18 protein-coding genes are annotated in these 15,471 nt (G+C 48.5%); 15 read left to right on the top strand and 3 right to left on the bottom strand.

Going from position 1 to position 15,471, the window contains the following annotated elements; translation table 11 throughout:
* The 6 genes from JW727_04310 to JW727_04285 all read left to right on the top strand — a co-directional run.
* Positions 1-945, top strand: a 945-nt coding sequence (locus JW727_04310) for a hypothetical protein (GenBank protein MBN2095247.1), incomplete at its 5' end; no start/stop codon positions are given.
* A 43-nt stretch (positions 946-988) separates the two neighbouring features.
* Positions 989-1,342: a hypothetical protein gene (locus JW727_04305; GenBank protein MBN2095246.1), complete on the top strand. Its 354-nt coding sequence runs from the start codon at positions 989-991 to the stop codon at positions 1,340-1,342.
* Positions 1,343-1,360: 18 nt separating this feature from the next.
* On the top strand, positions 1,361-1,885 hold the full coding sequence (locus tag JW727_04300; GenBank protein MBN2095245.1) for a hypothetical protein: 525 nt from the start codon (positions 1,361-1,363) through the stop codon (positions 1,883-1,885).
* Positions 1,882-2,385 carry a hypothetical protein gene (locus tag JW727_04295; protein ID MBN2095244.1) on the top strand — a complete coding sequence of 168 codons (504 nt, stop codon included), beginning with the start codon at positions 1,882-1,884 and terminating at the stop codon, positions 2,383-2,385. Before JW727_04300 ends, JW727_04295 begins: the two co-directional genes overlap by 4 nt.
* A gap of 110 nt (positions 2,386-2,495) precedes the next feature.
* The gene (locus JW727_04290; GenBank protein ID MBN2095243.1) at positions 2,496-4,970 is read left to right on the top strand and encodes a hypothetical protein; all 2,475 of its coding nucleotides are present in this window, start codon (positions 2,496-2,498) and stop codon (positions 4,968-4,970) included.
* A gap of 35 nt (positions 4,971-5,005) precedes the next feature.
* Positions 5,006-5,578 carry a hypothetical protein gene (locus JW727_04285; protein ID MBN2095242.1) on the top strand — a complete coding sequence of 191 codons (573 nt, stop codon included), beginning with the start codon at positions 5,006-5,008 and terminating at the stop codon, positions 5,576-5,578.
* A 101-nt stretch (positions 5,579-5,679) separates the two neighbouring features.
* On the opposite strand, the gene JW727_04280 is transcribed toward JW727_04285, so the two are convergent.
* The gene (locus tag JW727_04280) at positions 5,680-6,108 is read right to left on the bottom strand and encodes a hypothetical protein (protein ID MBN2095241.1); all 429 of its coding nucleotides are present in this window, start codon (positions 6,106-6,108) and stop codon (positions 5,680-5,682) included.
* A gap of 22 nt (positions 6,109-6,130) precedes the next feature.
* Between JW727_04280 and JW727_04275 the strand changes: the two genes are divergently transcribed.
* The 5 genes from JW727_04275 to JW727_04255 all read left to right on the top strand — a co-directional run bounded on the left by JW727_04275 (position 6,131) and on the right by JW727_04255 (position 12,264).
* Positions 6,131-6,703, top strand: coding sequence for a hypothetical protein (locus JW727_04275; protein MBN2095240.1), 573 nt, complete (start codon positions 6,131-6,133; stop codon positions 6,701-6,703).
* Positions 6,704-6,810: 107 nt separating this feature from the next.
* The gene (locus tag JW727_04270; GenBank protein MBN2095239.1) at positions 6,811-8,127 is read left to right on the top strand and encodes a hypothetical protein; all 1,317 of its coding nucleotides are present in this window, start codon (positions 6,811-6,813) and stop codon (positions 8,125-8,127) included.
* 161 nt (positions 8,128-8,288) lie between these two features.
* The gene (locus JW727_04265; protein ID MBN2095238.1) at positions 8,289-10,862 is read left to right on the top strand and encodes a hypothetical protein; all 2,574 of its coding nucleotides are present in this window, start codon (positions 8,289-8,291) and stop codon (positions 10,860-10,862) included.
* A 57-nt stretch (positions 10,863-10,919) separates the two neighbouring features.
* Complete coding sequence (locus tag JW727_04260) at positions 10,920-11,327, top strand: NUDIX domain-containing protein (protein MBN2095237.1); 408 nt, start codon at positions 10,920-10,922, stop codon at positions 11,325-11,327.
* 73 nt (positions 11,328-11,400) lie between these two features.
* Positions 11,401-12,264: an EamA family transporter gene (locus JW727_04255; protein ID MBN2095236.1), complete on the top strand. Its 864-nt coding sequence runs from the start codon at positions 11,401-11,403 to the stop codon at positions 12,262-12,264.
* Positions 12,265-12,292: 28 nt separating this feature from the next.
* On the opposite strand, the gene JW727_04250 is transcribed toward JW727_04255, so the two are convergent.
* Together JW727_04250 and JW727_04245 are read right to left on the bottom strand one after the other, a co-directional pair.
* Entirely contained in the window at positions 12,293-12,691 is a 399-nt protein-coding gene (locus JW727_04250; GenBank protein MBN2095235.1) for a 30S ribosomal protein S6e, read from the bottom strand.
* 42 nt (positions 12,692-12,733) lie between these two features.
* Entirely contained in the window at positions 12,734-13,105 is a 372-nt protein-coding gene (locus JW727_04245) for a hypothetical protein (GenBank protein ID MBN2095234.1), read from the bottom strand.
* A 142-nt stretch (positions 13,106-13,247) separates the two neighbouring features.
* On the opposite strand from JW727_04245, the gene JW727_04240 reads away from it, so the two are divergent.
* Genes JW727_04240 through JW727_04225 form a run of 4 tightly spaced genes read left to right on the top strand, consistent with a single transcriptional unit; the run spans position 13,248 to position 15,470 of the window.
* The gene (locus tag JW727_04240) at positions 13,248-13,865 is read left to right on the top strand and encodes an NUDIX domain-containing protein (GenBank protein ID MBN2095233.1); all 618 of its coding nucleotides are present in this window, start codon (positions 13,248-13,250) and stop codon (positions 13,863-13,865) included.
* Between the two features lie 22 nt (positions 13,866-13,887).
* The gene (locus tag JW727_04235; GenBank protein ID MBN2095232.1) at positions 13,888-14,256 is read left to right on the top strand and encodes a hypothetical protein; all 369 of its coding nucleotides are present in this window, start codon (positions 13,888-13,890) and stop codon (positions 14,254-14,256) included.
* Positions 14,257-14,258: 2 nt separating this feature from the next.
* Entirely contained in the window at positions 14,259-14,816 is a 558-nt protein-coding gene (locus JW727_04230) for a hypothetical protein (protein ID MBN2095231.1), read from the top strand.
* Positions 14,817-14,873: 57 nt separating this feature from the next.
* Positions 14,874-15,470, top strand: coding sequence for a hypothetical protein (locus JW727_04225; protein MBN2095230.1), 597 nt, complete (start codon positions 14,874-14,876; stop codon positions 15,468-15,470).
* The last annotated feature ends 1 nt before the right edge of the window (position 15,471 follow it).

Here is a 15,471-nt window from a genome sequence, read left to right as displayed (position 1 = left end):
TATCCTAGAGCTAATTACATTGTGGACGAGTTAAATATTAAAAAGCCGCCAGCAGGAGAAGGTAGTTATGGTAGTGGCTTGAGTACGGCTAGTTCAGGTTATGGTGGTGCTGGGCAGAAAGCAATGCCTTCTTTAGACCGCAGTCGGCTGCCTTCCGGGTATTCTGGAAGCACAATTCTTTCAAGGACAGATGCCAACTATGGGCATTCACTAAATGGATCCAAATTAAAATTAGGTTCTCAGTATGGTTCAGGTAATATTGGCATTTACCGGCCGGGTGAACCTCTTCCTGCAGGCATGGTTGGAGAAGGCGGGAAAATCCATGCACTGTCTCCTGAGAAGGGTCAGATTATGGGTCAATTAACGAATCTTTCTGAGAGGGGGGGAATTACTGGTCCTGGAGCAAAGAAGAGGATGGAGACTGGCGCAACAGCAGCGGCTACTGTTGGCTTTGGTGCGGCAGCTGGACTTACTGGTTCCGGATTGATTCTTATGGGTCCACTGATGGGAGAAGGTCTGATAGGTTATGGTCAATGTATCAAAGACTCCTTGACTTTAACTCCATATAGTCCACGCGAGATCATTCCCATGGAAACTTATTTGGAGCTGGGTAATTTGGCAGAAAAAATCGCTCCAATAGGCGCCGCAGTTGGGGCGGCTCTTACACTTCCAGGTGCCGTAAGAACTGTCCGTGAGGGACTTCCGCAGGCGAGGCAATTGGATAGGGATACCCATTTCAATCGTCTGGAAGCCGCTGAAGGGAAACTGGAAAATCTTATTGCTGGATTGAAAGGGCTTCCACAAGACCAGAAATACGACCCTTTGAGGCGAGAGGCGGCAAACCACTTGGCGATATTTGCCAAAGGCGACTCGAACCAGTTCCCGCAGATAAAGGAAGATGGCAAGGGTGGCTACAAGCTGACTCACGAGAAAGTGAGGTTGTAGGTACTTCTGCTATTTAATCCCTATTTTTAATCAAGCGTATATTATGGAGGTAACCAGCCACGTTTCCTATATCATTATTCTTCTGATTGCGCTTGTGGTGGTCATTACACTTACGATGGGTGGAGTTGCGACGCTTTGGGAGCCCTTGAAAAAAAGCTCGCAGATGGAGACTGATTGCCTTAACTGGGCCACGCAATACAAATGCTCTGAGACGAAGATTCCGGCATCTGTCGAGGCGAGCATTCTTGAGGGCGACAGCACGCGCACAACACCCCCTACAAGGGAAGAAGCGCTTTACCGCTGCTGGTCTTTGGAGGTAAGCCAGGATGAATTCATTATGGGTCCCGTGCATAGCGCTCTTAGGGCATCTTGTAGTTATGAAGGCGGAAGCACTTAGGGTCGGGCAGTCTGGATTATGAGAGGCGATGAGACGGTCATAGCCCTTCTGATATCCCTTACAATTGTGCTGATTCTCGTGGCTTCTGCGGCCGCAATATCTGGAAAGAGCTTTGGCGACGGGGGAGTTTATGACAAGTATTCCAAGCCCCTATTCTATGGAGAATCAGTGACAAAGGTGGGGGCAAAAAAATACCTGGACAAGAATAATGCTCTCCTAAAGGAAGTGACTGCAATATTTTCCCCGAATGGAAATCCCCTGGGCCCGATGTGCTCAAGGTGGTACAATGACTGCGGGGGAACTTCTTCACCCTGGAACAACAAGCCCTGCTACGAAGAGTCAGATTTTGACGAGGGCGTAAGCTACCTTTGCAGGGACTCGAGAAGCTCTGACGTGCGGTCCCAGATTGCTTCTGCCTGGTCCAGCAAGGCAGACTTCAAGTCCTTAAATGAGGATGAGCAGTATAACCTTATGAGAAACGCCTGCGAGTTGGACCTTCTTGACAGGATTTACAGTTCATCTGATTGGTGTTCGGGACAATGAAACGAAAGGGGGACATGACGGAGCAGGTTTCCCTTCTGGTGGGGCTTTTGCTTGTCCTTCTGCTTGTGAGCGCCTGGCAGAGAATTGGCACGGCAAGGGCTGAAGAGAATTTTGGCGACCTGAAGATACATACGATAACGCAGGTAAAGGGTATCGTGGGCCTTATGCAGGAAGCTCCGGTGGTTTCGGAAAGCTGCATCCCGATAAGCGGCTGCAGCAAGCTCGCAATACACAAGAATACTGTGGAAATCTGGGGCGCGGAAAATGAGTATTTCAAGGAGCCGGCATTCCTGTCAACCGATCTTTCGACAAGCTTCCTGCCGCTTTACGAGCATAACGAGAAGGGCGAGCTTGTAGAGGTCGGGCAAGAGGGATTTGTAACCACCTGTGGGGGTCCAGGCGTTGTCGTCTCGATATGCTTCAAAAAGCAAAATGTAGACACCAGCTCAGGGACAATCACAGTGCTTGCCATAGACAGGCAGACGGGAATTTCAATATGAGGGGCGGGCCGAATCCTGGCGTGCGCAAATTGGCAGGAAGTGGGAAGCCAGCCACAATTGCGAAATCAAGGGGATTTAGTCTAAGGGGGCAGATTTCACTAACCCCCGGTATGATTGGCTGGATAATTTTCATGGCAATTTTTGTCCTGTTTGCGATGTTTTATTTTGGGTTTATAGTCCAGTTCAACACAATCCCCCGCGAGCCGGTCGAAAAATACACTGCCTGCGACATTGCCTTCATGATATCTCTCTGGGACAAGGCGACAGTCAAGCCGAATATTTTTGATGAGGATTTTCTCAGGAGCTGGAACTCGGAAAATAGTGACGGGCTCAGCAAGTCAGACACTTCAGACATCATTTTTGAGAAACTTTCACGCGACTTTTTCATACCCGACTCAGATATCTATCTTGAGATGACCTCCGAAGGGGAAGATCCGTACCGGCTGTATCTTCCAAAGGAGAGCGCCTCGGTTTTCACTACCTGTGCAAGGCCCACTTACACATCAACAGACCCTTCCACTATTGTTGTGGATGAAAATGGAGAAGAGGAAACTTCCGGCGGGGGTCAGCTTCCAAGGACTTCCCGCTACCTGAGGTCATTTTTCGGGACTGGGGATTACTACGAAGAAGGAGGCGACGGGGGGGAATACGCAAAAGACATGACAAGCTATAATGCAATACTTGCCCAGTGCCAGCTTCCTACATTTGTCAAGGGTGCTGATGTGCGCCCTGCAGAGCTAAAGGTTTCCACTACAACGAACCTTGCAACCCGCCTTCGGGATGGAATCTATCGAGTTGGGGTGCTTGGCCAAGCCGAGGCATATTACCCGCTTGGCTCGTATCCTGAAGGGTGCATAGTAAACGAGGGGGCAACTGAGGTAAGCGAAAGCGTATATTCTAAGACCGTTGAAGCATATAAGCGTTTTTTGGTGAGCTTCTTTGACTTTTTTGGGGTTGGAAGAAGGGTTTGGTGGGAAAGCAAAAAAGTTTATGCCTCCTGCGGCTTCAACTGGGGTTTTGAAAGAACCGAAGTCGATGACCCTGCATATGGCACCGGCAATATGATGGGGCTGAACGTGCTCTCCGTATACAGGAAGAATAATGGGGAAGAATGCCCGCTTGTTACGAGAATTCCCGACTACATTTACACCGAGGGTCAGCTTTCAGAGAAGCTTTGCAGCCCCAAAACCGCATCTGTCAGGACATGGCTTCCCGGGTACTCTAAAGACCTTCTTGGGCGTTATCAATATTACCTCAAAGTCGAGAGCGCCCGCAAGTCCTGGACAGCAACAAATGAGATGGAATTTTGCAAGCTTCGGTGCAATGAGGGCGGGCCGTGGTGGTTTTTGAAGAAAAACGTTCAGGACTGCGAGATTTCCTGTGAGTACCTCACAAAGCCCAGCGGAGAATATACCTGCGACAATATTTATTCGCACTGGGCCTGCAAACTGCCCGGGCCAGGGGGCTTCATGGTGGACGTAAATACTGCTTCCGAATGCCTTGAAAAAGACAAGCTTCCAAGAAAGGATGCCTGTGAGTTTGCCAAGAGCATGATAGACCTGTACCGAAACCTGCCGGAGGACGCGATAGATGTCCGCTATATCGTTGTCGAGTCCAGCAAGCTTGTTGACCGGGGATTTTCAGACCTGTCCGAGTCAGACTACTATGCTTCAGCTTCCGCGTGCGCCGGGTGGAATGCTGTTGGGGAATGCGACAATTCTAGGCAGTGCACTGGCCTTAGCTGCGTTGCCCACAAGTGCTCTACCTGCTCAAAAGACGCCTGGGGATTTTGCTCACCCTGGTACCTTGAGGACGTGCCAGTCGATAGCGGGCTTTTCTTGTGCCAGAATGCTTATGACGCCATTTACCCGTCAAACAAAAGAATGAGCGAATGCCTGCCGAACATAAGGGTAAACGTGTCCAGAGTCCTCTATGATTCTTCGGGGGATGTGAGCTATGATGAGATATTTCCCAGGGAACTGAAGATACCTGGTGAATGGCGGCTGGATCTTGGGACTGATATTGCAGTTATTGGTAATACTGAGCTTAGCACTTTTGAAAGAAACCAACTCCTGAAGCGGATGGATGACCCTGCAGAGCGCGCAGTTCTTGAAACCCCAGAGATTAGCTGCTCTGCTGCCGGAAACGAAAACCTCGTCCTGAACTGGACAATCAATGCTTCAGGCCTGTGCTGCCCGGAGTTTGAGGAAAAGGAAATCGAAATCCCGTCAAGCACGCTTCTTGGCTCCCCCACCATAAAGAAGGTTGAAGTCTGCACGACTCCCCCCGAGTACTGCCAGAACATGAAATTCTGGCCAAACCTTGACTCCGGGAATGTGGTTGAGATGGTTCCGGGCCAGCATTTTTACGAGGATAACGGTGTCCTGGAAAGAGTCATTACCGGGGATGACTATGTCTTTGAGGTAACCCAGCAGGTCTGCAGGGAAGGAAACCCTTACAACAATGCCCCCTCCGTGTTCATAACTGCTGCTTATGTCGTAAAGGACTCAAGTGACCCAAGCAATGTCGTGGATAAGACGCTTCTTTACTCCATGCGCGGCTCTGAGGTTGCTTTTGTGGAATAAATAGGTATTAAGTGTTACTTAATTGTGGTGATAATATGGCAAGACCATTGTATCCGGCAAGGTTCTTTCAGGATGCAGACCGTATAGAGAGAGTCATTACCCGTTCGGCTTCTGGGGGGATGCCGGACTATGGCACTGCCCAGAAAATTGCTGGAGGCATACTTGAGGGAAAATCTCTTGCTGAGATTGCTGGGGGGCTTTCACCCCGGCTTTCTGAGTCAACGGTATGCAACTATGTTGCCCCGGGAGACAGAAATGAGTATCAAAGACAGTGGAATCAAAGAAATCCCGAAAGGAGAAGAGCGCACCAGAAGGATTACCTCGAAAGGCATAGGGAAGACTATTTGAAGTACCAGAAAGAGTATTTTCGTAAAAGGTCGCCTCATGGCACTTGTGACATTACACGTCTCCTGGAGGATGATGGAGGAGACTTTGGGGATGAACTTCCCGTTCTTTCCTATTCTGAATTGCTTGAGCGCAAAAAGCGGAGGAATGTTCAGGGAAACCTTAGACAAACTATAAAGACCTGGCAGGAGATGGGACTTCTGAGGAGCGTTTACTGTGGAGGTGTTGAGAGGTATGCGGTTGATCTCACACACTTTTTTTGATTGTTTGGATGAAGAGGGAATTATTTGCCTTGATAATTTAACCCTCAGATGATCGAGTAATTGCAATTTTTTAGAGGAAACGCAAAGTTCGAATTAGGGACCTACTTCTTGCCTTTAGCTTTCTCTTCCTTTGACCTGATTTCAGGAAGCTTGACAGGAACCGGAAGCTGAAGGTCGTCTGCAAGCTTTATGGATTCAACTGAGCACTTCTTAATCAGGTGGTTCAGGATAGGGACCGAAACCTTGTCATCCATCTTTTTGTCCTTGTTCCAGCGGTCCATTATCTTTTTGGATTCTTCAGTAAGGTAGCTCAATTCGCCCTTGAGGTCAATTCTTGCGTCAAGCGGCTGGTAAATTGTGGAGTAATCGAATTCCATCAGGATTATGTCTTTTTTGTCCTTTCCTGTCCCCACCTCCATCTTTTTCATGGACTTGATTGCGGGAAGGGAAGTTGAGACCTGTATGTCTCCTTTTGCAGACTTTCCTGATTTTGCTGAAATTTCGGTGAACCTTATTCCAAGAACTCCCATAATTACAAAAGAATATAAATAAATGGGGGCTATCGGAAGGACTTCCAGGGGAAACATCAACCTGGACTTTGCAGTTGGCATTTCCCTGTTCATGCTCGCCTTTTTTTCCTCATTTGCCTACCTGAACCAGGAATACATGGAGCGGCTTAGCAACGAAAGGCAAATGCAAGCAGATTCAGAACTCGAAAATGCCCTTGCCGCAGTTCCAAAGGCGCTTTTCGAAAAGAGGGTCATTCTGGTGGAGGGGTACTCTGAAAATGAGTTGGTGGTTCTTCCCGGCTATGGGGCGGACCTGGTGCTTGATTCCAGCGGAAAGCCGGTCTGCTATGATGAGCGGCTGGAGGGTTTTGTCGCAAACATTTCAGGAAGGGCGGAGTTTTACGCTTATTTAACTTCGGACTATTTTGTGCATGATTTCTGTACGGCGGGGCCTTTTTATAACCGGCTTGAAGAGAAAATCTCCTCACCCATCTACCTTGAGGCGCTGACTTCAGTTCCGCGCTTTGAAGGCAGGGGCGAGACCTGCTCCAGGAGGGTTGTTTCAGTGCTGACTTCCGATGGATTTGAAGAAGCGGTTGCAGAGTTTTGCATATAGCCAGATTGCCATATTTATTCAGGAGTATATATTTTATGCGTTGTCGCAGGGTATGCCATTTGGCATTTTTGGCAAGCTTAATTGCAGGGACTTTGGCATTGCCGGCTATGGCAGAGTCGCATGGACTCTTTTTTCAGGGCTTCAAGCTCGATAGTGAAGTCTACGCGCCCGGAGATTATATTTCTGTCGAGACCACGATTGTCAACGGGGCGGGATATCCTGCCACAGACCTGGTCTTGCAGTTGAAAATCCTCAGGAATTCGGACAGTGCGGTTGTGTTCTCGTCCGCTGAGCCCCTTGAGCTTGCGCCGGGTGAAGTTCGCTTCCTGAACAAAAGCGCCAGAATTCCTTCTGCTTTGTTTGGAGGTGACTATACTGTTGTGGTGGGCGCAATCAGCGCTGCGGGAATCCCCCTTGCTTCCATGTTCCGGGAAATTGAAATCGATGTCGCTTCCGTGAAGGGCAAGGGCATCATATTTAGCGAGGGTGGGCTTTACCTGCGGTATTCTGAAACACAGGAAATTGCGCCCGGGATTACGCAGACCCTGACGCATCGGCTCTATGGAACAGTTGGCGAAACAATCCCAAGGCAGAGCACGCTTTTTGCTGAGTTTGGCTTGCAAAACCCCACACAGTCTTCACTTGAACTTACTGCCCGGCTCAGGATGGTCTCCAGCTATTCGCCGCTTGACACTTCTTCCTCTGTTCTGGATTTAAGCCAGAATCTTGGAAACCTGGCATCCGGAGAGAGTGGGCGGTACTCCATTGCGTTTAAGCCCCCACGCCCCGGGACGTACTCGGTGATTGTTGGAATCTACTCAGGAGAAGACTTCCTGGGGGAAAAAGAGGTGCGCGCGGTAATATCCGGGGAAACCGGCTCGATAATGGAGGTCGAAAACTTCAAGGGCAGATATGAGCCGGGAGAGCAGGGGCTTGTGAGAGTCCACGTCGTGGGCCCTGCCGACAAGTCAAACGTGTCGGGAGCTTACCTCGAGCTGAGCGTTTATTCGGCCGAAAAGGAAGTGGCGAATCTTGTCAAGGAGTCGATGACCCTTACTGCCAAAACGCAGGCCTTTGACTTTTACGTGAAGCCCCCGGAAGGTCTTGAGGAGTATGTGCTCTCTGTTGAGCTTGGCAAAGGAGGAGAAGTCTTCGACTCGGTAAACCAGTCTTATAAGGAGCTTTCTTCAGAATTAATTATGTCCGATGACGGGCGGATACTTTCCAGGCAGGCCGAGGCCTGTTTTGACAATGGTGTTTGCACTCCCGAAGAGGAAATAATGGGAGACTGCCTTGACTGCGCCGCAATAGAGAAGACTATTGAGCGAGTGGAATACGAGACCTATCAGATTTACAAATTGATTGCGGTCATAATGCTTATTGTTGCATTTGTTCTGTTTGTGTATCTCAAGGCAAAAAAATGAGGGGGGGTGTTTTGAGGGGCCTGAGTTTTAGTCGTGCACAAGAGGGTTCTTTCCGGATTTTGGCTGCCTTCACATTTAGTTTGTTGGCGTCAGTTAGTTTTTTTGCAGCGGGAATTATCTTGGCAGACCCTCACTATTACCCACCAGAGACCTGTGAAAACATGTTTCCAAAGACCGACACTTCACAGACATTTATTCAGCAGAGGTACTACTTTGAGGGCTGTGATTTTGGAAAGACGAGTGTTCTTTATTGTGCAAAACCACTTATCGAAAAAAAGTACACCTGCATCCAGAAATGTGTCGAGTGCCATGATGACCCCTGGACCTGCACTAAATGGGAGACTCAGGGATGCGATACAGAGGGGGCATTTCAGGTTACCAGCGAGCCATGCGGAGCGGAATACCTTGGAAATTTCAAATGGAGTGTCCAGAACTGGACTTCTTTAGATGCTTCCAGCTGGATTTGCCCGAACGCAAGAAAACTGGCAGAGCTTTACACCCCCCAGGAGTCAGGCCTGAGTTTTAACGAGCTTAGCATTGGTGGCAAGTCCAGCAACTCGATACTTCGGAGCGGAGAGTCAACAGACCTTACATTTTCCGCTTATGTAGAGGCATGCCTGAACAGGATTCCTCTTTTGCGCCTTACCGTTGAGCTAAAGGACGCTTATGGAGGGGTTCCTGCAAGGGAATACGGGCTTTATGCGAAGCACAGGACACTGGATTACCTTCACGAAAATCGGGGTCTTATTGAGCAGTTTGTTATACCCGACCAGCTTGCCTTCAGGGAAGCATACCAGCTCGAGTCAACGCTTAACGGCTATGTTGGATGGGCTTGGAGAAGGCAGTTTGTGGAGTCCCTGGAAAAAATTACAGACACTAAGAGCGGAAATGCCGCGCAGTGGAAAGACCTTCCCGGTGAAATTCCTGAAAGCGCTGGAAGGGTTGGAGATATTTATTATTCCTCTGACTTTGTGGGTGGCGTTTCCCTTTCCGGGGACCAGGGTGAAGACTGCGCCATGAACCTGTCGGTCAAGCGAAACTGCGTGATAAACGCGCTTTCGATAAACGAAATCAATCGAAAGAAAGTCTGTAGCGCGGATGACCTGAGCGCTTATTATGCCAATTACGGTCTTGACGAGGACCTGGAAGGTCTGATTCGGGCAAAGTGCGGCATAAGCACAAGCGTTGACCTTGAGGGCCTGATAATGGACAGCGTGAAGACTCCGGTCGAGCTTTCGGACAGGCAGACCACCATCGACATAAACACAAACACGCTTTTTTCAATGGATTATGAGAATTTCAGCGCTTATGTAATGAATTCATCCAATACTGAAGAAATATATGAGGTTCTCACCGATAGCGGAGCTTTTTCGGATAGCAATGTGGAGGGAATGATTCGCAGGTACTTTTCTGAAGCTTTTGATGTAAGGGGGTGTGGGGATTACGAGCCCGTATTTACGACAACTGATTTTCGGATCAGGTCTGTCGATAAGCTTCCCAGGAATAAGGCGCGCCTGACGGTTTCTGTTGATATACTTCTGACTGAAGAGTATCTGACCCAGATTTCGCTCGATACTGAGTTTGAGTACAACTGCACACAGTCCTGGACATGGGGAAACATGTCCGAGCTTAACTCCGAGCACCTGGCTGAGTGCATGTACAACTGGGACCGCTGCATGGCGCTTGAGAAATGGATTGGCTCTGGAGTGTATGAGGCAGCTTCTTCAGGGTACGGCCCGATGGAGGCAGTACCTACCCTTGAGAATGACACCGCAAGGATTCTTCTTGACGGAAAGCTCACGAAAGAAACCCAGTCCCGCCCGGTCATGGCTTATCGCTCCTGCGGGATAAACGATGCCTGGGTTGCACCTCAAACAAGAACCGACTACGCTATGCTTTACGCCTGCCCTGTTGAGGCTTATCTTCCAAGAGGCGGCTGGGACCCTGAGTGGCTGAATGTCCTTCCCGACCTTCAGTATATCGGAAAGAAGGAGGTGGCCCCAACTTACCCAAGTGACGCTTCAGAAGGGAGGCAGTACATGGTTTTGAAGTGCGATCGGGCGCCAAGCGCGGATGAAATCGGCTTTGTTGAGAAAGTGCCTCTTGGCTCATTTGCCCATACTGGCTGGACCGCTGAAGGAATAAAGATGCTCTATATCTGCACCGAGAAGGGCTGGGTTCCGTGGAGAGGCGGAGACCCGGAAGATAAAGAGAAGAACAAGACCGACCCTAAATCCAGGAACTTCTCAAACACTTTTGACATGTTCCAGGTATCTCCTCCGATGGCCAGCGCAGGCCTTGGGCAGGGAGATTACACAATCTGGGAGATAAGCGCGCTAAACAAGGAGAATTACTCAATCCCGGTTGATCTTATGATGATGTGTAAGGAATACCCTGCCGCCATCAACTGGGTTGATTTTGCAAACGAGTCCGAGGACTGCGGGAGTGGGTGCAAGGTAACAAGCTTGGAATTGCCTGCCACGAGTGACTGGGACCTGTACCGTGCGGCTTATACGACGGCCATGCTGAACCGGGCTGACAGAATTGGAAGTTATGAATTCGAGTTTGTTGTGAGAGAAAGCGGTACGGGCCGAGAAATTTATCGTGAGACGGCCTGGCTTAACGTGTTTAGTAACGCGGTTGGCTTTGAAAGCATTCTGCCTCTGGTGGGCGTCTTCCTGCTTGCGGTTTTAGTGGTTTTTGCCAAACCCAAGGAAAACAGCAATGGGGGGTAGGGGTTATGGAGCTTAGCAGAACGCCCTTAAAAAGCTTATGCTTTCAGTAGGATTTTTATGGTGAACCAGAATAAGATTGTAAAGCATGGCCTTATAATTCTTCGTGGCAAAAAGTTTCTCATAAATCGCAAAGCTGGGACCAAGCTCTTTCTTTTGCCTGGCGGAAAGCCCGAAACTGGAGAAACGCCTGAAGAGTGCATGAAGCGGGAGATTCAGGAGGAGCATAGGTGCGAAGTTGTGGGCGGCTCGATAAAATACATTGGGCTTTTTGAGGACTGGGCCGCAAACGAGCCGGACACCATAATCTCTATTTGGCTGTACCTGGCCGAAATTAAGGGCGAGCCGGAGCCGTCTTCTGAAATAGAGGAGCAGAGGTGGTTTGGCAGGGAGGACAATCCTGAGATTCTTTCACCGGTGCTTAGAAACCAGATTCTGCCGGAGCTTATACGCAAGGGGATTATCTAGTGGCTAATTAGTAAATAACCCCGTGGCAAGACCCCGGGGAATTCAGGGATTAAATTTGATGTTTAGATAGATTATGTTTTTTGTCCTTGCAAGCCTTTTCGTTGCTTTCCTGAAATCAGTCCGTGACATTCTTTGCAAGACTACTGTGGGAAGGGAAGACGAATATATCGTTACCTGGTCTATGCATTTTTTTGCGCTTCCCCTTCTTGCAGTTCTTGTTTTCTTATCAGGCATACCTTCAGTAGGGTTTGCATTCTGGCCCGCGTTGTTTCTCTGCGTTTTCATAGACCTGGCAGCGTATCTTATTACGATGAGGGCACTAAAGACCTATGACGTTTCCCTTCTGATGCCTTTTACTTCGTTTACGCCACTTTTTCTCCTGTTGACTTCTCACATAATCCTTGGAGAGTTTCCGGGGTACTTTGGGCTTGTAGGGGTGCTGTTTATAGTCGTTGGCTCGTATTTCATGAATATAAGCCAAAATTCAAAAGGACTTTTGGCTCCTCTGAAAGCGGTTCTGAATGATAAAGGGCCAAGAATGATGTTGGTTGTTGCATTTTTGATAAGCGTTACCCCAAATTTTGACAAAATAGGTGTTCTGAACTCTTCCCCCGCCTTTTGGACATTCTCACTTTACCTATCTACCGCCCTGGTTCTCACTCCGTTTGTCATCATCTTGTCAAAGAAAAGCGTGTCTCATATGAGGCAGAATGCCGTAAAGCTGGCGCCACTTGGGCTTGTTCATGGGCTTATGACCTTTATACAAATGACTGTTTTGAGCATTGCTCTTGTAGTATATGTGGTTTCTATAAAGAGGACTAGCAACATCATGACCGTTATTCTTGGCCACCACATGCTTAAGGAAAACTGCCTTCGAGAGCGCCTGATTGGCTCTATTCTGATGGTTCTTGGAGTGATTCTTATAGCGTTATCCTAAAAAGTCCATTCAAAAATCCGCTTGGCACTTATTCTTTCTTCTCCCCTTCACCCTCGGCAGGGGCGTCTTTCTTGGGGATAAAATCGTCGAATTTCTTGTCTCCTTCCTTGAGGACCTTCAGGTTCACCTGGGCAATTCTCTCGGAAATGACCTCGCCGCAGATGCTTTTTCTCCTCCGGATTCCCATTTTCTTTGGGCAGTAGCCAGGGCCTGTTGCGACCAAAACCCTTTTCCTGACAGCTCCCTGCATGCCTTTTCGCATCGCAAAGCCGTCTTTGTCGCTTCCGCCGGTTATCTCAAACTCGTAATTTCCAAGGTCGGCAATCGCGTTTCCGGAAATCTTCTCTCCTATTTTTTTGCCTACAAACAGGTCTTTGTCGACTTCCTTCTGGAATGCCAGCCCCTTCATCGAAATTACCGCTTTCATAACATAATTCTTAAAGTTTTAATAACCTCTGATGTGCGTGGATTAGGAGCGTTCTATTACGATTTCCTGCAGCAGGTGCCTTCCGGGCAGTTCTAAGCGGCCTATTCTTGGCAATTCTTCCCTGCAATATATCACATATCCTCTTCCCCCCGAAAGAGCACGCATATTGTTAAAGTCCTTAACATAGGGAGGTCCCCAGCGAATCTCATCACACTTTTTGCATTCGTATGCTAAAGGGTGTCTAATCGTGCGTTTGCCTCTTTTTTCGGTTATGCCATAGTACCGGTAATCCTTCTCATCTTCAAGAGTCTGGAGCCCAGAAAAGGGTTCATTTTCTGGATATAATCTGACTAATTCTCCATAGCTGACTGCTTGTCCCCGCAAATCTTCAGGAGCTAAGCCCCATCCGGACATAAACAATATACCTTCCGTTACTCTGGGAACTGCCATCATAATTCAATAATAATATATCTCTACTATGCCTTATATAAGCTTAACAGTTCTAGCTTTGCCTTGGCGGTTGGCGCGCCCTTATTTCTTTAAGTCGACTTAGCTTATGGCAATGGGTGATGAAATCCTCGTCGTGAGCAGGGATAAGCTGCTTGGTGGCATGGCTTTTGAGGGTTTTTTGCCGATAGAAAGCCACGATTTCTGCCCCGAAATCCTTGGAAAATTTGAGTACAGGACGCGCACAAAAGAGCTTGAAACTGACGATTCCTGGCAGCAGCCGATTCCTTATGTGTGGGTTGTAAGCTTGGGCAGAAAGGAGGTTTTCCTGTATGTGCGCTCCAGGACGGGCGGCGAAGGGCGGCTTTTTGACAAGTATTCCGGCGGCGTCGGGGGGCACATAGATAAGAGCACCGAGGAACTTTCCGAAAATCCCCTGCTTAGCGCTATGATGAGGGAGCTGAAAGAGGAGGTCAAAATGGAGGCCTACCCAAATCCCAGGATTATCGGCTTTATCAATTTCAATGACCTGGTCGAGGCGGTTCATTTTGGGGTTGTGGCGCTTGCTGATACTGACGGAGAAGTCAGCCCCCTGGAGGATATGGCTGAAGGGAGGTTTTACTCGCTTGAGGAGGCAGAAAAGATCCTGTCAAACCCGGCAAATGATGTGGAGAGGTGGACCCTGGCAAGCTGGCCGAAGGTAAAGGAGATTCTTGAAAAGTGCTAGTTAATCCAAAGGTTCCTTAATTATGGGAAAAGGCATTTACCCTGCTGTCACCTACATTCTTCTCTTCTCTGTCGGGATTGCCTTTTCGGCGATGCTTTACACGTTTACAACCAGCGCCATGGGCGAAAAAGCGGCGGCGCTTGAAGAGGTTCGGGCAGAAAGGATATGCTCTTATATCGAACGGCTCTCCCTGATGGAGTCTGACGCAAGCGTTGAGATTGACGTGGGGGATTTTTTGCTTGAGTCGGGCCCCCTGAGCGTGACAGGAAAAGAGAGGCATTTTTGCCCCGGAAATGTTGCTTCTGAAGGGTTTTGCCGGGGGCGCTGCCTTGTAAATACCTACAGCACTTCCGATGGGGGGACTAAATATATAGTTCTCAGGGGAATGTAGTTATGAAGAGCGCCGAAGTGCGGGCGATATACTGCAAGGTTGCTTTGTTTGCGGCAATTGCGTATTTTTTCAGGATTCTCACTCCCGATGCGGGTTACGTAACCTATACGACACTTCTGGTTATTGCTACGCTCTGGCTTATCTATGAGCTGATGCAGCCGGAAAAGCGCAGAATACTCAAGCCGGCTCTTACGCTGGGGTTTTTCCTGATGGCTCTTGATTTTATCCTGCAGAACCTGGGATTTTACGCGGGGCTTTGGTCAAGCCCCAACAGCGTTTTTACAGTCCTGGCAGTTCCAATCGAGATAATGGCGCTGGCGCTGATTGGCGGCTCTGCCTGGGCGCTTCACCTGCCGGACAGGCCGGACCACGAGTACATTTCAATTGAAATCATGATTTTCAGTGTGTTTGGCGCAATCGGGGAGCACCTGCTGATTCTTAACGGCATGATGGCTTACTCCGGCGCCTGGACGGCGGTTCACGCCTTTTTCGGGTACGTCATCGTCTGGATGGTGCTTTTCCAGGTGTGGTACGCCTGGCTCAGGAAGGAGAGGATTTAGGTTTTGTGGGAGGCGTATGAATGAGTTAATTAGTATTATCGTTATCTAAGGATAGTTATGTCTTCTGAGAACTTGGAAGTAGAGGATGATTCTTGGACATATTGGGATAATCTGCTTATTGAAGAATTTAATAAGGAAACTGACCGGGCAGCAGTAATCCTTGTGGTTGCGCTATTTGATAGCGCTTTGGAGTCACTATTGAGGAACTATCTGGTTCCCAGTCCTTCAGGTAGAGACGAAGTATTTAATGGTTTAAATGCCCCCTTGTCTGCTTTTAGCTCTAAAATAAATTTGTCATTTAGATTGGGGCTCATCAGCCATCAGTTTTGTAGAGATTTGCACATAATAAGAAAAATACGTAATGACTTTGCGCACGATATTCATAATTGTAGCTTCGAAAACAGCCGTGTGAAATCCCGTGTTGGAGAACTCGTGGTTTCTAGTTGCATAATCAAACAGTCTCCAGAAATAAGAAAGGGGTTTCCAGAGGGAAATCGTGGAGATTTTTTAATGCTAGCATCTTGGATGCTCTACTTTATAAATAGAAGCGCCCAAAAACTTTCGCCACTTAGGTCTGCTGAGTTGGAGTTTGGATACTGTCCAGATAGTATTGAAGATATCCCTCCAAAGGTACAAGCTCCTGAGGAATTATAGT

It is taken from the genome of Candidatus Aenigmatarchaeota archaeon (assembly GCA_016932615.1).
Classification (GTDB): domain Archaea; phylum Aenigmatarchaeota; class Aenigmatarchaeia; order QMZS01; family QMZS01; genus JAFGCN01.
This window is presented reverse-complemented; position numbering and strand designations above follow the sequence as displayed.

Excerpts from the sequence above, each read along its gene's own strand:
- JW727_04245 (MBN2095234.1), bottom strand. The coding sequence starts at position 13,105 with ATGTCCGGATGGGGCTTAGCTCCTGAAGATTTGCGGGGACAAGCAGTC.
- JW727_04275 (MBN2095240.1), top strand. The coding sequence starts at position 6,131 with ATGGGGGCTATCGGAAGGACTTCCAGGGGAAACATCAACCTGGACTTT.
- JW727_04235 (MBN2095232.1), top strand. The coding sequence starts at position 13,888 with ATGGGAAAAGGCATTTACCCTGCTGTCACCTACATTCTTCTCTTCTCT.
- JW727_04255 (MBN2095236.1), top strand. The coding sequence starts at position 11,401 with ATGTTTTTTGTCCTTGCAAGCCTTTTCGTTGCTTTCCTGAAATCAGTC.
- JW727_04250 (MBN2095235.1), bottom strand. The coding sequence starts at position 12,691 with ATGAAAGCGGTAATTTCGATGAAGGGGCTGGCATTCCAGAAGGAAGTC.
- JW727_04225 (MBN2095230.1), top strand. The coding sequence starts at position 14,874 with ATGTCTTCTGAGAACTTGGAAGTAGAGGATGATTCTTGGACATATTGG.
- JW727_04305 (MBN2095246.1), top strand. The coding sequence starts at position 989 with ATGGAGGTAACCAGCCACGTTTCCTATATCATTATTCTTCTGATTGCG.
- JW727_04280 (MBN2095241.1), bottom strand. The coding sequence starts at position 6,108 with ATGGGAGTTCTTGGAATAAGGTTCACCGAAATTTCAGCAAAATCAGGA.
- JW727_04290 (MBN2095243.1), top strand. The coding sequence starts at position 2,496 with ATGATTGGCTGGATAATTTTCATGGCAATTTTTGTCCTGTTTGCGATG.
- JW727_04300 (MBN2095245.1), top strand. The coding sequence starts at position 1,361 with ATGAGAGGCGATGAGACGGTCATAGCCCTTCTGATATCCCTTACAATT.
- JW727_04270 (MBN2095239.1), top strand. The coding sequence starts at position 6,811 with ATGGCAGAGTCGCATGGACTCTTTTTTCAGGGCTTCAAGCTCGATAGT.
- JW727_04230 (MBN2095231.1), top strand. The coding sequence starts at position 14,259 with ATGAAGAGCGCCGAAGTGCGGGCGATATACTGCAAGGTTGCTTTGTTT.
- JW727_04265 (MBN2095238.1), top strand. The coding sequence starts at position 8,289 with ATGTTTCCAAAGACCGACACTTCACAGACATTTATTCAGCAGAGGTAC.
- JW727_04295 (MBN2095244.1), top strand. The coding sequence starts at position 1,882 with ATGAAACGAAAGGGGGACATGACGGAGCAGGTTTCCCTTCTGGTGGGG.
- JW727_04240 (MBN2095233.1), top strand. The coding sequence starts at position 13,248 with ATGGCAATGGGTGATGAAATCCTCGTCGTGAGCAGGGATAAGCTGCTT.
- JW727_04285 (MBN2095242.1), top strand. The coding sequence starts at position 5,006 with ATGGCAAGACCATTGTATCCGGCAAGGTTCTTTCAGGATGCAGACCGT.
- JW727_04260 (MBN2095237.1), top strand. The coding sequence starts at position 10,920 with ATGGTGAACCAGAATAAGATTGTAAAGCATGGCCTTATAATTCTTCGT.